Source organism: Arthrobacter sp. efr-133-TYG-118 (genome assembly GCF_030209755.1).
Classification (GTDB): Bacteria; Actinomycetota; Actinomycetes; order Actinomycetales; family Micrococcaceae; genus Arthrobacter.
In genome coordinates this window covers 163,268-182,476 of sequence record NZ_JARVRH010000007.1, presented here as the reverse complement: position 1 = coordinate 182,476, position 19,209 = coordinate 163,268, and the positions used below count along the sequence as shown (strand labels likewise).

Annotated in this window: 23 protein-coding genes; 11 read left to right on the top strand and 12 right to left on the bottom strand. The window is 63.8% G+C overall.

The genetic code is table 11. The features are described from left to right. Positions 1-25: 25 nt before the first annotated feature. Positions 26-1,048 (bottom strand): alcohol dehydrogenase AdhP, encoded by a 1,023-nt coding sequence (gene adhP / locus QRN59_RS06965; RefSeq protein WP_284981770.1) that lies wholly within the window; start codon positions 1,046-1,048, stop codon positions 26-28. 333 nt (positions 1,049-1,381) lie between these two features. Here adhP and QRN59_RS06960 point away from each other — a divergent pair, with 333 nt between their 5' ends. Genes QRN59_RS06960 through QRN59_RS06945 form a run of 4 tightly spaced genes read left to right on the top strand, consistent with a single transcriptional unit; the run spans position 1,382 to position 5,477 of the window. Beyond that, positions 1,382-2,320 (top strand): ABC transporter ATP-binding protein, encoded by a 939-nt coding sequence (locus QRN59_RS06960; protein WP_284981769.1) that lies wholly within the window; start codon positions 1,382-1,384, stop codon positions 2,318-2,320. After that, positions 2,317-3,426, top strand: a complete 1,110-nt coding sequence (locus QRN59_RS06955) for an ABC transporter permease (RefSeq protein ID WP_284981768.1) — start codon at positions 2,317-2,319, stop codon at positions 3,424-3,426. The genes QRN59_RS06960 and QRN59_RS06955 overlap by 4 nt, the downstream gene beginning before the upstream one ends. Then, positions 3,426-4,526 carry an ABC transporter permease gene (locus QRN59_RS06950; RefSeq protein WP_284981767.1) on the top strand — a complete coding sequence of 367 codons (1,101 nt, stop codon included), beginning with the start codon at positions 3,426-3,428 and terminating at the stop codon, positions 4,524-4,526. Before QRN59_RS06955 ends, QRN59_RS06950 begins: the two co-directional genes overlap by 1 nt. A gap of 60 nt (positions 4,527-4,586) precedes the next feature. After that, a complete protein-coding gene (locus QRN59_RS06945) occupies positions 4,587-5,477 on the top strand; it encodes a pyridoxal-phosphate dependent enzyme (RefSeq protein WP_284981766.1) in 891 nt (296 codons plus the stop codon). Positions 5,478-5,490: 13 nt separating this feature from the next. Here QRN59_RS06945 and QRN59_RS06940 read toward each other — a convergent pair whose 3' ends face one another. Beyond that, positions 5,491-6,417, bottom strand: coding sequence for a LysR family transcriptional regulator (locus QRN59_RS06940; RefSeq protein WP_284981765.1), 927 nt, complete (start codon positions 6,415-6,417; stop codon positions 5,491-5,493). Between the two features lie 147 nt (positions 6,418-6,564). Here QRN59_RS06940 and QRN59_RS06935 point away from each other — a divergent pair, with 147 nt between their 5' ends. From QRN59_RS06935 to QRN59_RS06925, 3 genes are all read left to right on the top strand, one after another. Then, positions 6,565-7,005 (top strand): VOC family protein, encoded by a 441-nt coding sequence (locus tag QRN59_RS06935; RefSeq protein WP_284981764.1) that lies wholly within the window; start codon positions 6,565-6,567, stop codon positions 7,003-7,005. A gap of 22 nt (positions 7,006-7,027) precedes the next feature. Continuing rightward, positions 7,028-7,327, top strand: coding sequence for a muconolactone Delta-isomerase family protein (locus QRN59_RS06930; protein WP_284981763.1), 300 nt, complete (start codon positions 7,028-7,030; stop codon positions 7,325-7,327). A gap of 68 nt (positions 7,328-7,395) precedes the next feature. Further along, a complete protein-coding gene (locus QRN59_RS06925; RefSeq protein WP_284981762.1) occupies positions 7,396-8,541 on the top strand; it encodes a YbfB/YjiJ family MFS transporter in 1,146 nt (381 codons plus the stop codon). 115 nt (positions 8,542-8,656) lie between these two features. On the opposite strand, the gene QRN59_RS06920 is transcribed toward QRN59_RS06925, so the two are convergent. Both QRN59_RS06920 and QRN59_RS06915 read right to left on the bottom strand, forming a co-directional pair. Further along, on the bottom strand, positions 8,657-8,923 hold the full coding sequence (locus QRN59_RS06920; RefSeq protein WP_284981761.1) for a GlsB/YeaQ/YmgE family stress response membrane protein: 267 nt from the start codon (positions 8,921-8,923) through the stop codon (positions 8,657-8,659). Between the two features lie 95 nt (positions 8,924-9,018). Continuing rightward, on the bottom strand, positions 9,019-9,918 hold the full coding sequence (locus tag QRN59_RS06915; RefSeq protein WP_284981760.1) for a diacylglycerol/lipid kinase family protein: 900 nt from the start codon (positions 9,916-9,918) through the stop codon (positions 9,019-9,021). A gap of 344 nt (positions 9,919-10,262) precedes the next feature. Here QRN59_RS06915 and QRN59_RS06910 point away from each other — a divergent pair, with 344 nt between their 5' ends. Continuing rightward, positions 10,263-11,144 (top strand): transglycosylase domain-containing protein, encoded by an 882-nt coding sequence (locus QRN59_RS06910; protein ID WP_284981759.1) that lies wholly within the window; start codon positions 10,263-10,265, stop codon positions 11,142-11,144. 65 nt (positions 11,145-11,209) lie between these two features. Here QRN59_RS06910 and QRN59_RS06905 read toward each other — a convergent pair whose 3' ends face one another. The 3 genes from QRN59_RS06905 to QRN59_RS06895 are packed head-to-tail and all read right to left on the bottom strand — an operon-like array spanning position 11,210 to position 13,807. Then, positions 11,210-11,851 carry a hypothetical protein gene (locus QRN59_RS06905; RefSeq protein ID WP_284981758.1) on the bottom strand — a complete coding sequence of 214 codons (642 nt, stop codon included), beginning with the start codon at positions 11,849-11,851 and terminating at the stop codon, positions 11,210-11,212. 43 nt (positions 11,852-11,894) lie between these two features. Then, positions 11,895-12,926, bottom strand: a complete 1,032-nt coding sequence (locus QRN59_RS06900) for an aldo/keto reductase (RefSeq protein WP_284981814.1) — start codon at positions 12,924-12,926, stop codon at positions 11,895-11,897. Positions 12,927-12,934: 8 nt separating this feature from the next. Next, entirely contained in the window at positions 12,935-13,807 is an 873-nt protein-coding gene (locus QRN59_RS06895; RefSeq protein WP_284981757.1) for an NAD-dependent epimerase/dehydratase family protein, read from the bottom strand. Positions 13,808-14,188: 381 nt separating this feature from the next. Here QRN59_RS06895 and QRN59_RS06890 point away from each other — a divergent pair, with 381 nt between their 5' ends. The 3 genes from QRN59_RS06890 to arfB all read left to right on the top strand — a co-directional run bounded on the left by QRN59_RS06890 (position 14,189) and on the right by arfB (position 15,547). Next, entirely contained in the window at positions 14,189-14,404 is a 216-nt protein-coding gene (locus tag QRN59_RS06890; RefSeq protein ID WP_284981756.1) for a hypothetical protein, read from the top strand. Between the two features lie 84 nt (positions 14,405-14,488). Beyond that, positions 14,489-15,073 carry an HhH-GPD-type base excision DNA repair protein gene (locus tag QRN59_RS06885; RefSeq protein ID WP_284981755.1) on the top strand — a complete coding sequence of 195 codons (585 nt, stop codon included), beginning with the start codon at positions 14,489-14,491 and terminating at the stop codon, positions 15,071-15,073. 51 nt (positions 15,074-15,124) lie between these two features. Further along, positions 15,125-15,547: an alternative ribosome rescue aminoacyl-tRNA hydrolase ArfB gene (gene arfB, locus QRN59_RS06880; RefSeq protein WP_284981754.1), complete on the top strand. Its 423-nt coding sequence runs from the start codon at positions 15,125-15,127 to the stop codon at positions 15,545-15,547. Between the two features lie 5 nt (positions 15,548-15,552). Here the strand turns inward: arfB and QRN59_RS06875 are convergent, their stop codons facing one another. The 5 genes from QRN59_RS06875 to QRN59_RS06855 all read right to left on the bottom strand — a co-directional run bounded on the left by QRN59_RS06875 (position 15,553) and on the right by QRN59_RS06855 (position 19,167). Beyond that, the gene (locus tag QRN59_RS06875; protein ID WP_284981753.1) at positions 15,553-15,942 is read right to left on the bottom strand and encodes a carboxypeptidase-like regulatory domain-containing protein; all 390 of its coding nucleotides are present in this window, start codon (positions 15,940-15,942) and stop codon (positions 15,553-15,555) included. 69 nt (positions 15,943-16,011) lie between these two features. Then, positions 16,012-16,401, bottom strand: a complete 390-nt coding sequence (locus QRN59_RS06870) for a heavy metal-responsive transcriptional regulator (RefSeq protein ID WP_284981813.1) — start codon at positions 16,399-16,401, stop codon at positions 16,012-16,014. A 66-nt stretch (positions 16,402-16,467) separates the two neighbouring features. Next, entirely contained in the window at positions 16,468-16,794 is a 327-nt protein-coding gene (trxA, locus tag QRN59_RS06865) for a thioredoxin (protein WP_284981752.1), read from the bottom strand. Between the two features lie 914 nt (positions 16,795-17,708). After that, positions 17,709-18,509, bottom strand: a complete 801-nt coding sequence (locus QRN59_RS06860) for an SDR family oxidoreductase (protein ID WP_284981750.1) — start codon at positions 18,507-18,509, stop codon at positions 17,709-17,711. Positions 18,510-18,531: 22 nt separating this feature from the next. Further along, on the bottom strand, positions 18,532-19,167 hold the full coding sequence (locus QRN59_RS06855) for a dihydrofolate reductase family protein (RefSeq protein ID WP_284981749.1): 636 nt from the start codon (positions 19,165-19,167) through the stop codon (positions 18,532-18,534). Positions 19,168-19,209 lie beyond the last annotated feature (42 nt).

The window sequence follows — 19,209 nt, the reverse complement described above, 5'->3', positions numbered from 1 at the left end:
AAGCTCCTTAGGTCTCTGAATTCGATCAGTATTTAATGACCACGCGGCCGTCGATCTTGGCGTGCTTCATTTCGTCAAAGACCGCGTTGACCTCGGAGAGCTCGCGCGTGGACACGGTCGGGTGGATCTTGCCCTGCGCGTAGAAGTCCAGCGCTTCCTCCAGGTCCTGGCGCGTCCCCACGATCGAGCCACGGACAGTCAGGCCCTTGAGCACAATCTCGAAGATCGGCGCAGGAAAGTCCCCCGGCGGAAGACCGTTGAAGACAATGGTCCCGCCACGCCGGGCCATGCCGATCGCCTGCCCGAACGCCGACGGATGCACCGCCGTGACCAGGACACCATGGCAGCCCCCGGTTTCCCGCTGGATGACTTCCGCCGGGTCTTCGTGCAACGCGTTGACCGTCAGCTCGGCACCATGCTTCTTGGCGAGGGCGAGCTTGTCATCGGCGATGTCCACCGCGGCCACCCGCAAACCCATGGCCACCGCGTACTGCACCGCGATGTGGCCCAGGCCGCCGATACCGGAAATGGTGACCCATTGGCCCGGCCTGGCCTCGGTCATCTTCAATCCCTTGTACACGGTGACCCCGGCGCACAACACCGGAGCGACCTCCACCGGATCCGAACCAGCCGGAATCCGCGCGGCGAACCGGCTGTCCACCAGCATGTACTCCCCGAAGGAACCGTCCACGCTGTAACCGGCGTTCTTCTGGGCTTCGCACAGCGTTTCCCAACCCGTCCGGCAGAACTGGCAATCGCCACACGCGGACCAGAGCCAGGCATTGCCCACCAGGTCCCCGACGGCCAGGTCCGTCACACCCTCACCAAGGGCCACCACTTCGCCCACCCCTTCATGGCCGGGCACGAACGGCGGCGAGGGCTTGACCGGCCAGTCCCCCTCCGCGGCGTGCAGGTCCGTGTGGCACACCCCCGTGGTCATCACCCTGACCAGCGCTTCCCCCCGGCCGGGAACAGGAACGGGAAGGGACAGGATCTGAAGGTCTTTACCGAATTCAGTTACTACGGCTGCTTGCATTGTCGTCGTCATTGGCGAAATCCTTGCGTCGTTAAAGCGTGGAGCAAATGGAGCATGAAATTTTGGCGCTACCACCGCAAGACCTCGTTGTGGGCAGGTCGATGGAGCGTTGGCTTCAGCCTAGGGGCGGGAGGGTTGCGAGCAGGTTGCAGCCTTGTGAGTCAGTTCACATGCACCTCCACGCTCCACGTTCGGATTCCGCGCCTCATCAAAACTTCGACGAGTCAGCGGGACTGCTTGTATTTTGTTCGACACCGCCCCATCATGGAGCCGTGACGCCGCCAAATAAGTCTGCGCATCGGATCGCTGCCGCGTTCCTCTCCCGCTGTTCAGGGAGGAAAAGGCATGACCGAAACGGCCATTGAGCTCATAGGCGTCACGAAGCGGTTCGGCTCCCTCACCGCCGTCGACGACCTGAGCCTGCAGGTTGAACGCGGGGAGATTTTCGGCCTTCTCGGGCCCAATGGCTCGGGCAAAACGACCATCATCAACATGATCAGCGGCCTCAGCCGCCCAAGCTCGGGCGGGGTCAGGGTCCTGGGCATCGACCTGCTGAAGGATCCACGCGGGATCCGGCGCTCGCTCGGGACAGTGCCGCAGGAGAACGCCCTTTACGAGGAACTCACAGCTGAAGCCAACCTCCGGTTTCACGCCGATCTCTTCGACGTTGCGCGGCAGGGACTCGACAAACGGATCACTTCGCTGCTCGAGCTGGCGCAATTGGAGGAACGCCGGAAGAGCCGCGTTTCCACCTTCTCCGGCGGCATGAAACGACGCCTTGCCCTGGTCCGGGCGCTGCTCCACGACCCCGAGCTGCTCTACTTCGACGAACCGACCCTCGGGGTCGACGTGCAGAGCAGGCATGCCCTCTGGGACCGGATCCTCGAGCTCAAGGAGCGCGGTACCACCATACTTATAACCAGCAACTACCTGGAGGAGGCCAATGTCCTCTGCGATCGACTGGCCATCATCGACCGCGGGCGGCTGGTGGCGCTCGACTCACCCTCAAAGCTGAGGCGGAGTTTCGGTGACACCGTCGTCGAAATGCGCACCCGGCCTGCTCCCGGGGACGACATCCTCCGAAAGATCCGTGCGCTGCCCGGCGTCGTCTCCGCGAGCACGTCCGACAGTTCGCTCAAAGTCACGGTGGAGGGCGGCGCCGATGTCACCGGCAGGGTGGTGACCGCCGTCGTCGGCTCCACGAGCCTGGAGGAGATCCAGAGCCGCGAACCGAGCCTCGACGAGGTCTTCTTGAGCCTGACGGGCAAGGAGCTCCGGGAATGAGCCTCCGCCATGACCTGCGTGTGGTCCGGGCCGTGGCGGCGACGGACATCCGCCTCACCCTCCGGGAGCCCCTGTTCGCCATCATCGGCGTCCTCATCCCGGTCAACTTTTTGCTTCTGTTCCTCCTCTTTGCGATCAGCGGAGGCCAGGCGCCGATCGCCGTCGTGATGAATGACCACGGACCGCTGGCGGAACGCTTCGTGCAGGCCATGGACGGCGCGCATTCGTTCATCATCCACACCGCAACTTCGGCCGACGCAGAACGTGAGATCCGCTCCGGCAGCATTGTCGCCGTCGTCACCGTGCCACAACAGTTCGACGCCGCCCTCGCCGCCGGAGCGCGAATCGAGATTCCGGTGGAAGTCAACAACTTGAACGTCGACTTCACCAACGACATCCGGCGGGCTGTTCCGCTGTCCATCACGTCCTTCTACGCGGACGCCTTCCCCGATCAGGTGGTGGTGACCGCCCGCGAATCCGACCTCCAAGTCCAAGACACCGGCTACATTCCGTACCTCGCCGTGAGCATCATGGTTGCCGGCCTGATGCTCGCGTCCCAACTGCAAGGCAGCGTCAATACCGCGCGGGACTACGAGCTCGGGACCATCAAGGAACTCGCACTGGCGCCCGTGAGCCGCTTGACTATCGGGGTGGGCAAGGTCCTGGGAGCCGCAGTCCTCGCAGCGGCGTCCGCGCTGCTGCTACTCGCCGTCGTGGTCCTTTTTATCGGGGTCCATCCGCTCCATCCCCTCGAAGTGTTGGGCTTCGGACTCCTGATCCTGGCGGCGTTCCTCGCCGTCGGCGTCCTCGTCGGGACGCTGGTCCGTCGGAGACAGCAGGCAATCCCCCTATCCATCGCGGCCGTTCTTCCCCTGTTCTTCTTGAGCGGACCGTTCGGGCCGGCGAACTGGCTCGGCGCCATCCCCGGCGCGATCGCCGCGATATCGCCCCTCACGTATGCGATCGCAGCCTTCCAGCACGCCTTCCACGGTTACCAAACGGCTCCGCAAGGGCTGACTGTCGACGCGATCGTCCTGGCAGCCTTCACCTTGGTGGCCGTCGGGTGCGCGGCCTTCGTGTTCGGCCGGCGGGGGGCGGGGCACTGATGGCCGCCCGACGTGCCGTGCTCGCCATAGCGGCGAAAGACATCCTGACCTGGTTCCGCACGCCGTCGGCGATTCTGGCGAGCCTGCTGCCGCCCGTCGCATTCCTGCTGATCATCTTCGTGGTAGCCGGGGCGGTCGGCCGGAACCCGGTCGCGCTGGTGGTTGAGGACAGCGGGCCGCAGGCGCAGCGACTCGTCTCGATCCTTGAGGACTCGGACGCCTTCCGCGTCGAGCGCGCCGACCCCGTTGAAGCCACGCACCTGCTGGACACGCTCCAAGTTGCGGCGGTCATAACCGTACCCGCCACGTTCGACGACGACTACCGGGCGCGGCGGCCCGACCCCGTCAGCGTGCAGATCAACAACCTGAACCTCGACTTCACCAACGATCTGCGCCGCTCAGTTCCGGCCGCCATTACCAACTTTTATGCCGACCAGCCGGACACCCCGATCATGGTCGGCGTCGCCGAATCGGACCTGAGGCCGCACGACGTCGACCTGGTCCAGTTTCAGCTCGTGCCGATCCTCGTGCTCCTGCTCACGATCATGGGGATCGTCAACGGCGGGTTGGCCGCCGCCCGCGAGTTCGAAGAACTTACCATCAAAGCGTTGTTGCTCTCCCCGATCGGCCGCGGGTCGGTGATCGCCGGCAAGATCCTGGCGTGCTGGGTAACAACCATGCTCGTGGCGGCTGTGGTCCTGGCCTTGTCGTTCGCCTTTGGGGTCCTCCGGCCTGCCGGCTGGTATTGGTTGCCGGCGCTGGCCGCGATCGGACTGATCGCGCTGGCGGCCGCTGGGCTCGGGACGGCCTTGGGAGGTGCGCTGCGGCGCTTCTCAGCCGTTGCCGGGGCTGGCATCAATCTGTCGATCTACCTGTTTTTCCTCAGCGGAGGAATCAGTGTTGCGGCGTTCTTGCCGGATTGGATCCAGGCCATAGCGCACTTCACACCAACCTTTTACGGGGTGGACGCGCTCGAGGCAGCGATCTTCTACCAGTCGACCGAAAACCTCGGCCGGGACCTAGCTGTGCTGCTGGCGACGGCCGCCGTCGGACTCGTTTTGGGGACCGTGTCCCTTCGACGACGGCTGGTCGCTTACTAGCCGCTGCTCCCCTGCGCTCGTTCCGTGACCTTTGACACGACGCTAAGGATGGAATAGAAGATGCAATTCTTTTTACGGCCGACGCCGGTGGAAGCGGTACCCCGGCTAGCTGCGACCCTCGGGATCCCACGAGACCGGTTGGTCTTCAAACGCGATGACCTGATGGGCCTTGCGGGCGGTGGCAACAAGGTGCGTAAGCTCGAAATCACCATGGCGGACGCTGTAAAGCACGGTGCACGCGTCCTCGTCACCACCGGCGCTCAGCAAAGCAATCACGCGCGGCTCACGGCTGCCGCTGGAGCTCGCCTAGGAATGCACGTGATACTCGTACTTGCGAGAGAACGCCCGGAGAAACTTACTGGCAACCTCCTGCTTGATCACATCTTGGGCGCTGAGCTTGTATTCGCCGGGGCCTCGGACACTGAAGGCATCGCCGCAGAATTAGCGACCGAACGCGACGCGTTTCGGATACCTTTCGGTGGAACGAACGCACTCAGCGCAGAGGCGTATCGGCAAGCGGGAATGGAGCTGCTCGAGCAGATACCTGATCTGGGGAGCGTCACCGTGGCAGTAGGCTCCGGCGGTACGATGGCTGGCCTAGTCGCAGCGATCGGAGCGGAGCGCGTACTCGGTGTTGACTCTGGAGCTCTCAAAGATGCGCGAGCCGCCGTCGCACGCCTCATCGCCGAGATGGGCTTTGCCAGCGGTGCGCTTCGCATTGATGAAGAGCAGGTCGGCGCCGGATACGAATACCTCACGGAGGCGGCACGAGAAGCGATAGATCTGACCGCTCGGATGGAAGGCATTATCCTCGATCCGACATACACGGGGCGCGCCATGGCTGGCTTAATCAGCGCAGCACGCCATGATCGTCTACCGGAAGGCACAGCAGTGTTTCTCCATACAGGCGGGCTGCCAGGTCTTTTCGGCAACGACCAAATCCAGTCCTAGGGGCGCAAACCCATCACGCTTGCTTTCCAACGGTTGGGGGCCAATGGGTTTCGGTCGGCGGCACTCGCCACCCAGCCGCCGAGGCACCGTCGATCAACGTTCGGATCGCGCTCGTGACAATAGGCCGCGTGTCATCCACACGGTGCAGCAGATCCCAAGCCCACAGCGGTACCGGGGACGTGACAGGCCGACGGGTCAACGTGGGAGGCGTCGGTGCCGCATGACGTTTGGGCGACTGGAGCACTGGCCGCCTCAGACGGGCCACGTGTTCGAAGAATGCGGGTCCGGTAATGCCACCGTCCTCGATGTGTGTGACGGACGCGCCGCTGGCCTCCGCGAAGGCCAACGCGTAGCGGTTCCACGAGTCCCAGGACGCTTCGTCAACATCGACCAGGACCGTGAGTTCGGCTGCTGGCACACTGTCGTGGCGAGCGGCGTGGTGCGTGCCTGGCATGACCGCCTGCAGTCGCTCGTACTTTAAAAGTTCGCCGGCCAGGCTCTGCCGCACAGCGTCGGCCTCCTCAATCCACGCGATGGCGAGGTCGAGGCTGCCTTCGGCCACCCGCGCTGCCTGGGTGTGGGATGGCAGGACCCACTCGTCGATACGGATCCGAAGGTTGGGCATTGTCGCGATCCCCGGGGGAAGCCAACTGACATAGCCCAGCCGCAGCGGCAACTGCCGGTCGCCGTTGCGGGCCCGATCGAACGCTCGTGCGGCAGCGGCCAAGACCTCCCGGGCATCAGTCAGGAACTCGCTGCCGGCGGGCGTCAACTCGACGTGCCTGCGATCACGGATGAGAAGCCGGGTCCCGAGCTCGCGCTCGAGGTTGATGATCTGCTGGGAGAGCGACGGCCCGGCAATGCGAAGCCGCTCTGCAGCTCGACCGAAATGCAACTCCTCGGCGACAGCGACAAAGTAGGTGAGCTGCCGGAGTTCCACGGGATTGATTCTACGCCGCGATGACCGGTGAGAGGCGGGGCCTACCAGTGTTCGGATACACGTCGTGGACGGCAGACGGGCACTCGGGTTGACTCAAAGAAAGGGCACCCGCCCGGCAACCAACAAAGACCGAAAGGACGGATAGCCATGAGTGCAAGCATCCCGATGAACCTCGAGGTCCAGGTCATCGCGGTGTCGGACCCGGACCGATCCAAGAAGTTTTACGAACAACTGGGTTGGCGCCTCGACGAGGACGCCGCCCCAATGGAGGGGTTGCGCATTGTCCAGTTCACTCCGCCGGGCTCGGGAGCCTCGGTCGACTTCGGCATAGGTCTCAACTCGGCCAAGCCGGGCTCAGCCGTGAACACACTCGTCGTGTCCGACATTGAAGCTGCACACCACGAACTCGTCGGGCGTGACATCAAGGTGACTGACATCTGGCACGGTCCGCCGTTCCCCATTGAGGCGCGACAGCCCGGCGTCGACCCCGAACGCACCAGTTACGGGTCCTTCTGCTCCTTCGAAGACCCCGACGGCAATCTGTGGATCGTCCAGGAAGTCACTGACCGCCTCCCAGGCCGCATCTAACAACAAGAAAGAAGGCAGTCCCATGGAATTCCTCACCACACTCACCACGAACGTCCCGCATGGAACCCCAGAATCGACGGTCGACGCTACCAAGGATCGCGAGGCTATCCGCGCTGCCGAACTGGCGCAGATGGGCCACCTCCTGCGATTGTGGAGGCCGCCCACGGAGCCCGGCGAGTGGCGCACTCTCGGCCTCTGGAGCGCCGACACGGAGGCCGATCTCAAGCAGATCCTTGCCTCCCTTCCGTTGCACGTGTGGATGACTGTGGAGATCACGCCACTGAATCCACACCCGAACGATCCCGTGGCGGCGAAGGCATAACCAGCATCGCGGGTCCGGACGATAAAAAGCGCAAACTCCACATGTTCTTTGCCATGAAATCTCGGCAGATGGCCCCGAAAGGCCCCAACTCGTCGCCGTGGATTGTAGTTGGACAAGCGGCTGCTGCCCTCGCTGTCGGGATGGGTGTTGGCCGGTTTGTCTACACGCCCGTTCTGCCGCTCATGATCGCCCAAGCCCACGTGTCGCAGCAGGCCGCCGGGCTGATCGCCACCGCCAACTACTTCGGATACCTGCTCGGCGCGATCGCCGGAATCATCGTTCCGCGGCTTTTGCAGTCGACACTCACATTACGGACCTCACTAGTAGTCCTCACCGTAACCCTGGCAGGAATGCCGCTAACCGACAATGTCACTGACTGGTTGTTGCTGCGGCTGGTTGCGGGCGTCGCCAGCGCGCTGATATTTATCGTCGCCGCGAGCTCAATGTTCAGACGCCTCCACGGGTACGGCAGCCACCTAATTGGTTGGGGCTTCGGCGGAGTCGGGGCGGGGATCGCAGCATCCGGATTCCTGGTCTTACTGCTGGGTCGCGTGTCGAACTGGAACGCTGCTTGGTTTGCTTCTGCGGTGCTGGCCGCAATTCTCTCCACCCTCTGCTGGACGCTAAAGACCGGCCCTCCAGTTTCCACGACGACCGTGACGCCGACGCACCCAGGCCCGCTTCTCTGGTTCGTCCTCATCTTGATCAGCTATTCCCTTGAAGGAGTCGGCTACATCGTCGCCGGGACGTTCCTCGTAGCCGCGATCGACCAGTCGGCGCCGGGCTTGACCGGCGCCAACGCCTGGACACTGGTCGGCTTGGCGGCCCTCCCATCGACAGCTTTCTGGGCCTGGCTCGCCTACCGATTCCGACGAGCGACACTGCTGATTGCCGCACTTGTCGCGCAGGCGATCGGTATCGCGCTTCCTGCCTTATTTGGGGGCGCAGCGCCGGCACTTATTTCCGCGTTTCTCTTCGGCGCGACATTCCTGGGTATCGCAACGCTCGCCCTCGCCATCGGCTCTCACCTGCGGTTCCCCCGCGCCACCGCACTTCTCACAACCGGATATAGCGTCGGCCAGATTCTCGGTCCCCTCATCGTCACGCCCTTCGTGAGTCACGGCTACCGTGAGGCGTTACTTCTCGGTGCGGCCGCGGTAGTCGCGGCCGCGGCCGCCGCTGGGACTTTGCGGATGAAGGCACCAGACGCGTGACTCACGAACAATGGACAGGATCCTCCCGCTCTGGCTGAACCGGAAACTATTGGCCGCCCATGCCACATAATCTGTTTGGTCAGAACAGGACAGGCCATCGCCGAGCCGTCCGCGTCTAGACCCTGCTTCGACGTCCTCTTACTGCGCCGAAGATCAGAAGCACGATGATGGCTCCCAGGATGGACAGCAGCCAGGTCCTCAGATCGAAGAAGTTTCCCAGTCCACCACCGAAGGCGAGGGAACCGATCCAACCACCAAGAAACGCCCCGACAACTCCCAGAAGAAGGGTAAGCACCAAGCCGCCGCCTTGTTTTCCAGGAAGAATGGCCTTTGCGATGGCGCCCGCGATTAGGCCGAGCAGAAGAAAAGCGAGAAGTCCCATGGTGCATCTCCTTTGCAACGAAGACCAACGCCAGTCTGGCGCTTCGCCTCTGAGTTAATCAGCATGCTTACTGGTAGGCAAGGCCCCGCGCGTTCCTATCCCAGGGTGGAGAGAGCCGCCGGGGCGCACTCGATCCTGACTTGCATGTTCGCGTCGACGGATTTCACTTCACCGTCGATCTGGTAGCTCAAGGGCTCGATGGTAGTGAACGAGTAGCTGCTCACGCTGGGCTGGTCGCCCAGGCCGTTCGTAGCTGCCCGCAGCGCCGTCAAGAGGACCCGCCACTTTGGCATGTGGTCAAAGACGATCACTTCGAATTTTCCGTCAGAGAGCTGGTCGTCCGCGTCGCTAAGCGTGGCGTACTTCGCCATCTCTGGAATGTTGGCGAGCACGAGGCTGTCCAGGCTGCGGCGCGCGCCGTCGGCCTGGCATATTTCGAAGGGCTCAAACTTCGAGAAAGTCCGGATCACCGAGACCATTTCCTTCAGGGCTCCCTTGCCGCCCTTTTCCAAGTCCATCGCCACCACCGGGGTCAGCCCGAAGCCGACATAGGAGTGCGCGTACTCCACGGCCGAGTCCGATCCCTTGCCCGTGTGGACGCGCAGTAAGTCGATGCTCCGCACCCTGCCCCCGGCGATTGCTTCTCCCAGCGGCTGGGTGCCGGTACTCCGCCGGTGGTCATTGGCATTGCCCGCCCCCAGCACCGCGCACACGGCCCGGGGATTGCCGCCTTGCATCACACCGTTGACAACTTCGTTGTAGCCCCCGTCACCACTGACGGAAATCACCAATACATCCCCGCCGCCGCGGGCTGCATCGCGGGCCAGCTCGACGGCATGTCCGGCGTGGCTCGTCGGCTGGAGCCTGATGTCCACTGGGTAGCTGAGGAGATCTGCCAACTCGCCGTGGAGACTCTCAGCCAGTCTGCGTGCGTCCCCGGTGCTGTTGGGATTGAAAATGATGACGATCGATTCAAAGGTCCGTGCAGAAGTCATTGCCGCTCCGATATTTGCTCGTGATGACTTCAGTAAGTGTACTTACAATCTTCCGCCGTACCCTGAGGGATTGGGACCCAGGCTACTTGGCTGAACCGAGCAACCAGCAAGGCCCGGTAGACTTTCGTGCCATCCTCTACCCCTTCCAGGGGTAACCGCGCGGGACGAGAAGCGAAGGCAGACCGATGGACATTCCAAAACCACCGACTTCGCCGCGGCGTCCGCAACCCGCGAGCTCTCCTTCAGGGGGCCGCCCCGATCCGGCGCGCGCCAAAGTCATCAGCTACCCGGTGCCAGACCCCTTGGAGCCACAAGGGCCTGTGCGAGACCGGGTGAAACGGGCCGTGACGGAGCCGGATCGGGCCCAGGAGCCGGCTCCCAAAGGCGGCAAGAAGGCTAAGCGATCCAAACGGAAGTGGCGCCGCAAGGTCCTCCTGGCGCTGGTCGCCCCACTCGTTCTGGTCCAGATCATCGCCTTCATGTTCAGCATGGGCGTGACCCCGCCACGCACCGCCTACATGCTGGAGGCGGGTGAGCCCAACGTCTACCAGTTCGTCTCGATCAACCACATGAGCCGGCACTTGCTGGCTGCGACCATCGCCCATGAAGACGAACAGCTCGGCACACGCAGCGGGGCCTTCGACGTCGGAGACCTCCAGGCGAGGGCACAGGCGTATTTCCAGGGAAAGCCCGACCCCAGCGGCTCCACCATCCCCCAGCAGCTGGTCAAGAACATTTTCCTCTGGGACGACCAAAACGCGGTCCGCAAAGGGATTGAAGCCGTCCTGGCAACCCAGTTCAGCTACACGTTGAGCCCCCAACGCACCTTGGAGCTCTACCTGAACTATGCCCAGTTCGGCCCCCACCTGTACGGGGTCTGCGCGGCCAGCTGGTACTACTTCGGAACGCCGCCGTGGAACATGACCGACTATCAGTCCGCGCAGCTGATGGGCGTCCTTCCACTGCCGGATCTGGTCAAACGGGACCGCAACGGAGGCATCTACCTGGGCACAGGCGTCAACCCCGCTGTGTGGAACCTTGTGAACGGAGCGGCAAACGTCTGGGTCCCCCGGCAGCTCGTTGGCCTGGGCGGATGGCAGGCGGCCGTCGCGACGATCGGCATCACCGACACTGCCGACAGCCATGCCAACCAGCGCGCCGACAACGACGCATGCTCGACCATGCCCCAAAGCGTCAAGGACCGCATCCAAAGTGAAACCGGCTAGGACCACCGGGAACGGGTCCGGCAACGTGGCAGCACGAGTACCCGCACGGAGCCTGGACTCCGGGCTCAGCCGCGCGGGGCAGGCAAGTCCAGGTTCCAATGGCGCGAGACCATCAGCAGCCAGTCGGCGTCGTCGTGGCCCGCGTCCGCCGGTCCCGGGGTGATGAAGAAGCGGGAGACAACGCGCTGCGAGCCTTCGGCGTCTCCGTAAAGGACATCGACGGTGAAGCCGTCGCCGGCCGCTCCCGCGGTTGCGTTGCGGAAGTCGGCCGACTCCGGGTCCCGGATTGCGACCTGGCAGAATCCGGCGTCGTTGGCCGGCACGTAGATATCCCGGGTCAGCCGGTGGAACTCCTCCACTGGCGACAGCGGAGCCCTGGCGTCAGGTGGCAGGTGCCAGCCGTGCAGGACCGCCACTCCTGCACCCACGTTGCGCACAGACATCAACAGATACACAGCGTTATCGCTAATCTCGAGAGTGGCATGGCCGCCGCGCACCACCATCCACTTGCCTTCCATGAACCGCACTTTCTGAGGGGCGTCGGACCAGTGGGAGGGCAGCAAGATGGGGCGTAATCCATTCAGCAGGGCGCGCTCCGCGAGCCGCGCCGATCGGTTGGCTGATCTCGTGGAAATGAACGTCGCGACGGCGAGGACAGTCGTACCGAGCGCGGTGCCGAGGTTGGAGAGTAGAACCCAGTCGACCATAAGCCACATTCAACGCCTGTCCTGCCCCGCGGGCAATGGACTCCTATCTGCCGCCCTCGATCTTCCGGCTGCGTTGGTTCTGGGCCATCGCGCCGTAAGGGTAGACGCCGACGCGCGGTTGGCTGGCCTGGGTGAGCCGGCCGGTTTCCTCGGGGCTGAGTTCCAGGTCTGCCGCGGCCAGGTTGTCCGCCAGCTGTTCCGTTGTGCGGGCGCCGAGGATCACGGAGGTCACCGCAGGCCGGTCCGCCAACCACGCCAGTGCCACCTGGGAGGCACTGACGCCATGATCCGCCGCGATCTTTTCCACGGTTCCGATGACATCCCAAGTGCGCGGATCGTCGTTGCGGGCCTGCCACGCCTCCATGCCGCGTTCCGGGTTTTCACCCAGGCGCGTGGCCCCGGTGGGCGGCACGTCGCGCCTGTACTTGCCGGAGAGCCAACCGCCGCCCAAGGGAGACCATGGCAGCAGCCCGATGCCCGCATCCAGCGAAGCCGGAACGATCTCCGATTCGATCTCACGGACCAGCAGGCTGTACTGCGGCTGCAGGGTCACCGGTGCGCTCCAGCCAAAGGCCTTTGCCACGTGCACGGCCTTGGTCAATTGCCACCCCAGGAAGTTGGAAAAACCGTAGTAGGCGATCTTGCCACTGCTGACGGAGTCGTGCAGGAAGCGCAGCGTCTCCTCCAGCGGCGTGATGGGGTCCCACGCGTGCATTTGGTACAGGTCGATTTGCTCCACGCCCAAGCGGCGAAGCGAGTCGTCCAACGCCCGCGTGAGGTGGCGTCGGGAGGTGCCGACGTCGTTCGGCGCCGTCCCCATGGGGAAGCGCCCCTTGGTGGCCAACACCACGCGGTCCCGCGCATCGGGCCGTTCGGCCAGCCAGCGGCCGATGATTTCCTCCGACACCCCGGCGCTGTAAACATCGGCAGTGTCAATGAAGTTGCCGCCTGCCGCGACGTAGCTGTCCAGGATGTCGCGGGACGTTTCCTCGGTGGCCTCGGCACCGAAGGTCATGGTTCCCAGCGCGTAGTTCGAAACAACGGCGCCGCTGTTGCCCAAAGTGCGGTATTGCATCATGTTCCTCAATCCTCGACGGGAGTAGTGCGGTTCGAATGGTAAGTGCGCCAAGTATGTTCGGGCTCGAAGCCCAGCAGCCGCCTGGCCTTATCGATACAGAGCAGGGTCTCGTGCTCGCCCAATTTCTTAATCACCTTGACGTTGGGGAACACCTCAGCAGCCAGGCTGGCACTGGACCGGCTCATGACGGTATCCGCGTTCGCGATGATGAATGCTTCGAACCCGGGCTTGCCGTTTTCGAGGGCCCGGGCCACAGCCAGCGCACCGTCCCGGCCATCGATGTAACCCCAAAGGTTCCACTTCCGCAGCCTGGCATCGGAGTCGAAGGATGGAAACCGTTCGTAATCTTCCACGTCCATGACATTGGAGAACCGCAGCCCCACGATGCTCAGCTCGGGGTCCCAGCGCGTCAACTCGATCGCCATCTGCTCTTCCAGATGCTTCACCAGCGAATAGGTGCTCTCGGGCCGGGCCGGGTATTCCTCATCCACCGGGATGTAGGGAGGGTCGACGTCGAAGGGCAGGCCCAGCACCGTCTCACTTGAGGCGTAGACAACCTTCTTGATGCCGGCCCGGCGGGCCGCCTGGAACACGTTGTACGTCGAAAGCATGTTGTTCTCGAACGTCGCAACATCCGGGACGATGCCGGGTGCCGGAATGGCCCCCAGATGCACGACGGCGTCGAAGCCACTGTGCCGGTCGTCCAGCCCCAGAAACACATCCAGCACCTGGCCGAAGTCACGCAAGTCGACAATTGCCAGACCGGGGCTCCGCTCGCCCGCCCGGTCCAGGTTCAACACCTGGTGGCCGTCCCCGCTGAGCCGGCGCACTACGTGCCGGCCCAGTTTTCCGCTTCCACCCGTCACTGCAATTCTCATCGGTACTCCTTCGAAATAGCTCGGCGGTCTCAAATCGACACTAGGGCACAAACCTGCTCCGGCGCGTGGCCCTCCCGGTCCTAGGACAGCCAGACACCGGCTCCCGCGGGATGACCGCGTCGGATGAATTTCGCCGACACGGGCAACTTTTTCGGCATTTCAACTTGTGCCTGAGCTCCCGATCCTCCAGACTGGCTACAGATCCGCAGGAAAATCTTCCGCCGATCAAGCCCGCCGGACTCTACGGCCAGCAACCGCCCCATCACAGAATGCCGGGCAACCCCTCTCGAACCACCGCTTTCCGCCTCCCCGGGTGCGCCCGGCCCCGGAAGCCGGTGACCGCTGAGAGCCCCGGCGCTTCCCGCCGAGAAAGAGACCACGATGATCAAACGCCATTCGGACGTCGTCCTGGAAATCACCGCCCACGACTCTGACACCATCGAAAACGAGCTGAACACCGCCGTCGAAATCGCCCGCGAACACGCCGTCAAGGAGCGCCGTCACGGCATCCTCGTTACCCAGCACGAATACACCAGGTACACCGTCGCCATCAGCCGCGACGTGCCCTATGGACAGACACTCGAACGGCGCGAATAGCCGGCGAGCTCACAGACGGAGACCAAACCGGGCTGCTGATTTGGCTGGCATGACGCGAATCAAAGCAAGTGGGAGGATGGGCGCATGGAACTGCACATTACGGGCGACCCCGCCGCCGACCAACTCCTCAGCGATGACGCGTTCGCACTTCTCATCGGCATGCTGCTAGACCAACAGGTGACCATGGAGTCTGCGTTTGCCGGACCCGAAAAGATCCGGACGCGGATCGGATCCATGTCCCCTGCCGCAATCGCCGAATATGACCCTGCAGGCTTCGTTGAGGTCTTCAAGGAGCGTCCGTCCGTCCACCGTTTCCCCGGTTCGATGGCCGGCCGCGTCCAGGATCTCGCCGCGACCGTTCAGCACGATTGGAATGGAGACGCAACGGCCATCTGGACCCAGGACAACCCAGATGGCCAGGAGGTGCTCCGCAGGTTGAAGGAATTGCCGGGCTTCGGAGAGCAAAAGGCGAAAATCTTCCTGGCGCTGCTCGGGAAGCAGCGCGGACTCCAGGCACAAGGTTGGCGCGAGTCTGCCGGCGCCTACGGCCAGGAGAGCGCTTTTCTTTCTGTCGCCGACATCGTGGATCCGGAGTCGCTGAGAAAAGTTCGCGCCAACAAGCAGGCTGCCAAGGCCGCCATCAAAGCTGCGGAGGCTTCCGCGAGCTGAGACGCCCGGTGCGGGGCTTTGTTCCTGCACATATCGTGAAACGCTTGCAGCATGGATCTCGAAGTGTCGCCTGCCCTCACGATTCCGACGTCGGAACTCGGCTGGCGGTTCTCCCGCTCGTCGGGGCCAGGCGGTCAACATGTCAACACCTCGGACAGCCGCGTCGAACTCTCATGGAATGTGGCCGACTCCGCAGCGCTTTCCGATGAACAACGGCTCATGCTGTCCACGCGTCTCGGACCACGTCTCATCGCCGGGGTAGTCACCGTGACCGCCTCCGAGCAGCGCTCCCAGTTGCGCAACCGGGAGATCGCCCTCGCCAAGCTCGCCCGCCTCGTGGCGGAGGGTCTTGCCCCAGAAGCTGCTGTCCGTCGGGCGAGCAAACCCACCCGGAGCTCGAAGCGTCGGCACCGGGTCGCAAAGGAACACCGGGCGGCAACGAAACAACAACGGAAACGACCGTCGGCAGAGTAGCTTGCTCATCGAATCCCGCTGTCAACAACCAGCGTGATGTGAACCGGGGTCTTCGAGATGACCACCGGTTCGGTCGCCGTCGAGACGTAACCTCCAACATTGCTTGCTTTGATCACGTAGCGACCGTCAGGCAACGTGAGACGGAAGGCCCCGGTTCCATCGGTCAGTGTTGAGCCCCGGACAACTTCACCGTCCAAGGCGACAACCGCGGCCCCTGAGACGGGTCGCGGCGGACACTCCTGACCGACACGTTCAACGGGACACACCGGGGCGGTCAGGACGAAGCCGGTGACAACCCCGGTGCGCCCGGTGTCCGGACCGCCAGGACCGGCACACGCGCATAAAGACAGGACCGCGGCCAGCAGGACCAAGACGAACTGCTTCACTTCACTCACCAACATGTGTCGATTCAGGGAGCTGGATGAACGGGATCGATCCGCGCCCCTGGGACAATGATAGGTGCGTCAGAGGTAGCTGCAGATCCGCTCGGCGTCGCACGCCTCCGGGTCCGCGGCAGCCGCGACCGCGTGGTAGTCGGCGACGGTGGCGCGGAGCGCGACGAGTTCGGCGATCTGCGCGTCGAGGCCGGCCAACTGACCGGCCAGAAGGTCGCGCACATGGGTGCAGGGGGCGCGGCCCGCGTCACGCAGAAGCAGGATTTCGCGGATCTGCGCGAGCGCCAGTCCCGCGGCTCGCCCGCGGCGAATGAAGTCGAGCCGGTTAACGGTTTCGCCTGTGTAATCGCGATATCCGTTCGCGGTGCGCTTCGCGGCTGGCAGCAGCCCGTGCTCTTCATAGAACCTCAAGGCCTTGCTCGTCATACCCGCCGCTTGGGCGGCTTCACCGATTCGCACCATGCACCTCGTTTTCCCCCATTGACCTCCCACTGTAGGGGAAGGCGCTCAACGGGTGAAGCAGTGCTAGCGCAAGTAATCAGCGAATTCCATTTCGAAGTACTGCTTCGCCCCGACGCCGATCACGGAGATTCTTCGTTCGCCGTCCTTGAACAAGAACACCGACGGGACTGAGCTAATCCGGAAGGCACGTGCGGTTTCGGGATTCTCATCGACATTGACTTTTACGACATCGATTTTGTCGGCGTATTCGACCGCGAGCTGTTCCAGGACCGGGGTAAGCCTGGCGCAAGGTCCAGACCAATCCGCCCAGAATTCCACGACGACGGGTTTGGCTGACGTCAGCACTTCGGCGTCGAAGGACGCGTCGGTGACCTCTTTGGTTCTTGCCATGCTTTTCCTCTTCTCGAATGCACTCCACTTTTGCACCCTCCCCTAAGGGAAAAGTCAAGGGGGAGAATCCGGTGATGGAGTTCGGCGGTCGGACTGGCGACTTGCGCGAAAAGCCATCAAGCTAGGTAGGGGGAAAGAGGGAACGAACACTCCCTCCGCACAGGAAGGCCCCACAATTCCTAGCCCAAAACGACCACTAACTCCATGGATCCGCACATACCTCAAGGGCAGCGACGCAGGCCGCGCTGATGCCAAAAGCCTCGGCGTCCTCAGACCTGTCGAGCCGGCCGCTCGACGGGAGGGTAAGCCCCTCCTCGGCGAAGATCAGGTCTACGTGATGAAGAACGGAAAGGAGTACCATCCCGCGTGGTGCCGCATTGTTGCCGACAGATGGAGCAGCGCGCCCAGAGGGCTGCTTGTGACCCTTTTGGCCGACGTCGGGACCCGGACCAAGTGCCGGGAATGTGACCGATCCTTGAGATCAGGCACGGAATCCAAAACGAGGGAACACGAAAGACACCCCGGGCCCACCCGGCAGCCTGACACGGTAGTCCCGCTGCGAGTCGTCGGGTTCTCCCATGGTGTCCTGTTCTTGGCGGCGGGGCCCAAATATCAGGAACTACTCAAACAGACCGCGGTCGAGCCAGCGACCCCGCTGCTCGTCGATGGTCGTCGGCACGGAATGCTACTGCGGGTGGATGCATCCCGCCAAGAGCCACTCCTGGTCATCCAGATGGATCCCCGCGCCAAGTTCCGGAACGGCGCTTATCAGGTGCGCTTGCGTCTTCCGCTGCAGCGCTCAGCTACCAAACCCTATGCTGTGGACTCCGTTGAGCCGGCGGCGCGGGCCAGGCACGCCGCTCCGCACCCGCCGGTCGTTGACGACTTGGGAAGTTGAGCCGGAACCGGCGGCGTCACCTCCGGACGTCACCGGGCACCTGCTCGGTGAGGAACTCCTCCCAGGTCCTGCGCCCGACGGCCCTGTCCTCGGACAGGTTGGCGCCTTCCCGGATTGCCGTGGCGGCCTTCCCCGGCATGTGAACGGGGACGAGAAGTCGTCGCTGGCCGGCTGCGGCGAGATAGGAGCGGATAAGGTCACCCATCGGATAGCAGGCCGGGCCGGCGAGATCGGGCACGAGGCCGGCGGGCTGACCGAGAGCGAGCTCGACGAGCCGGTCCGCGACCTCGCCAGCGTCCACCGGCTGGAACCGGAAGCCTTTCGGTACTGGAACGACCGGAAGCTTGGCCATGGCCCGCAAGGTGAGCAGCGTCAACTCGAAGAACTGGGTGGCGCGGAGGGTGCTGAACGGGATCCCCGACCCGGCCACGACCTGCTCCGCGTCCCGCTTGGACGCGAAGTAGCCGAAAGCCACACGGTCGAAGCCGCCCGTGACCGGGATCGTGTCCGCCCCCACGACTGAGATGAACACAAGGTGCGTCACTCCCGCGCGGGAAGCCGCCGCGACGAGGCGGCGGGCCTTGTCGCCGTCGCCCTTCTGCGCGCCGGCGCAATGCACCACTGTCCTGGCACCGCTCAGCGCGGCTTCGACTCCGTCGCCAGTGTCCAGGTCACACTGCGCGAATTCGATGCCTAGCTCGGCTGGAGGGGCATGACGACCCGCCACACGTACGGCGTGGCCCCCGTCCCGCAAGCGGGAGGCCACGAGCCGCCCGAGCGTGCCGGTTCCGCCCGTCACCAAAATCGTCGAGTTCATGGCCATTTCCCTTCCGATTGGCTCATCCCGGACCGTTGCTTGGCGGACTGCTGAGCACTGTGGGGACGTACTCAAGCAGCTGGAGCCGACCGTCGAAGGTCCTGCTCCCGACCATCTCGAGCGAGACGTCCGGATAGCCATCGTAAATCCGCTCCCGCCCGGTGCTGCCCGTGATCACCGGGAAAACGACCACCCGGAACCTGTCCACGAGTCCAGCGGTCAGCAACGACCGGCACAGGCTCAGGCTCCCGAGCGTGCTCAAGGGCCCGGTCCCGGTCCGTTTCATCTCCGCCACGGCCTGGACCGCGTCCCTGGTGACCAGCTCCGAGTTCGGCCACTTCAGGGGAGCCTGCAGTGTCGAGGAGAAGACGATCTTCGGCACCGCAGCAAGGCCGGTCAGGGTGGCCCCCTCATCCTCGGAGAATCCCGAGCCTTCGGCCGCGGCCTCCTCTGACATCCTGGACATCAGCCGGTAGGTGTTCGCGCCGAGGAGGAAGCTGTAGCCCTTCTCCCCCTCCTGCTGAAGCCAGGCCAGGTATTCCGGCCCCTCCAGGCCCCACCAGCCGGGCCATCCCACCGCGGAAGCATACCCGTCCAAGGATATGATCAGGTCGACCATCAGCTCCGCTGATGACGCTTCCGCCGCTGTCTCGCCCATGACCGTCTCTTCGAATTTGATCGACGTCGGTGTGTCCGTCTG

Coding starts and splice junctions, on each gene's coding strand:
- adhP (WP_284981770.1), bottom strand. CDS start 1,048: ATGACGACGACAATGCAAGCAGCCGTAGTAACTGAATTCGGTAAAGAC.
- QRN59_RS06960 (WP_284981769.1), top strand. CDS start 1,382: ATGACCGAAACGGCCATTGAGCTCATAGGCGTCACGAAGCGGTTCGGC.
- QRN59_RS06955 (WP_284981768.1), top strand. CDS start 2,317: ATGAGCCTCCGCCATGACCTGCGTGTGGTCCGGGCCGTGGCGGCGACG.
- QRN59_RS06950 (WP_284981767.1), top strand. CDS start 3,426: ATGGCCGCCCGACGTGCCGTGCTCGCCATAGCGGCGAAAGACATCCTG.
- QRN59_RS06945 (WP_284981766.1), top strand. CDS start 4,587: ATGCAATTCTTTTTACGGCCGACGCCGGTGGAAGCGGTACCCCGGCTA.
- QRN59_RS06935 (WP_284981764.1), top strand. CDS start 6,565: ATGAGTGCAAGCATCCCGATGAACCTCGAGGTCCAGGTCATCGCGGTG.
- QRN59_RS06930 (WP_284981763.1), top strand. CDS start 7,028: ATGGAATTCCTCACCACACTCACCACGAACGTCCCGCATGGAACCCCA.
- QRN59_RS06925 (WP_284981762.1), top strand. CDS start 7,396: ATGGCCCCGAAAGGCCCCAACTCGTCGCCGTGGATTGTAGTTGGACAA.
- QRN59_RS06920 (WP_284981761.1), bottom strand. CDS start 8,923: ATGGGACTTCTCGCTTTTCTTCTGCTCGGCCTAATCGCGGGCGCCATC.
- QRN59_RS06915 (WP_284981760.1), bottom strand. CDS start 9,918: ATGACTTCTGCACGGACCTTTGAATCGATCGTCATCATTTTCAATCCC.
- QRN59_RS06905 (WP_284981758.1), bottom strand. CDS start 11,851: ATGGTCGACTGGGTTCTACTCTCCAACCTCGGCACCGCGCTCGGTACG.
- QRN59_RS06900 (WP_284981814.1), bottom strand. CDS start 12,926: ATGCAATACCGCACTTTGGGCAACAGCGGCGCCGTTGTTTCGAACTAC.
- QRN59_RS06895 (WP_284981757.1), bottom strand. CDS start 13,807: ATGAGAATTGCAGTGACGGGTGGAAGCGGAAAACTGGGCCGGCACGTA.
- QRN59_RS06890 (WP_284981756.1), top strand. CDS start 14,189: ATGATCAAACGCCATTCGGACGTCGTCCTGGAAATCACCGCCCACGAC.
- QRN59_RS06885 (WP_284981755.1), top strand. CDS start 14,489: ATGGAACTGCACATTACGGGCGACCCCGCCGCCGACCAACTCCTCAGC.
- arfB (WP_284981754.1), top strand. CDS start 15,125: ATGGATCTCGAAGTGTCGCCTGCCCTCACGATTCCGACGTCGGAACTC.
- trxA (WP_284981752.1), bottom strand. CDS start 16,794: ATGGCAAGAACCAAAGAGGTCACCGACGCGTCCTTCGACGCCGAAGTG.
- QRN59_RS06860 (WP_284981750.1), bottom strand. CDS start 18,509: ATGAACTCGACGATTTTGGTGACGGGCGGAACCGGCACGCTCGGGCGG.
- QRN59_RS06855 (WP_284981749.1), bottom strand. CDS start 19,167: ATGGGCGAGACAGCGGCGGAAGCGTCATCAGCGGAGCTGATGGTCGAC.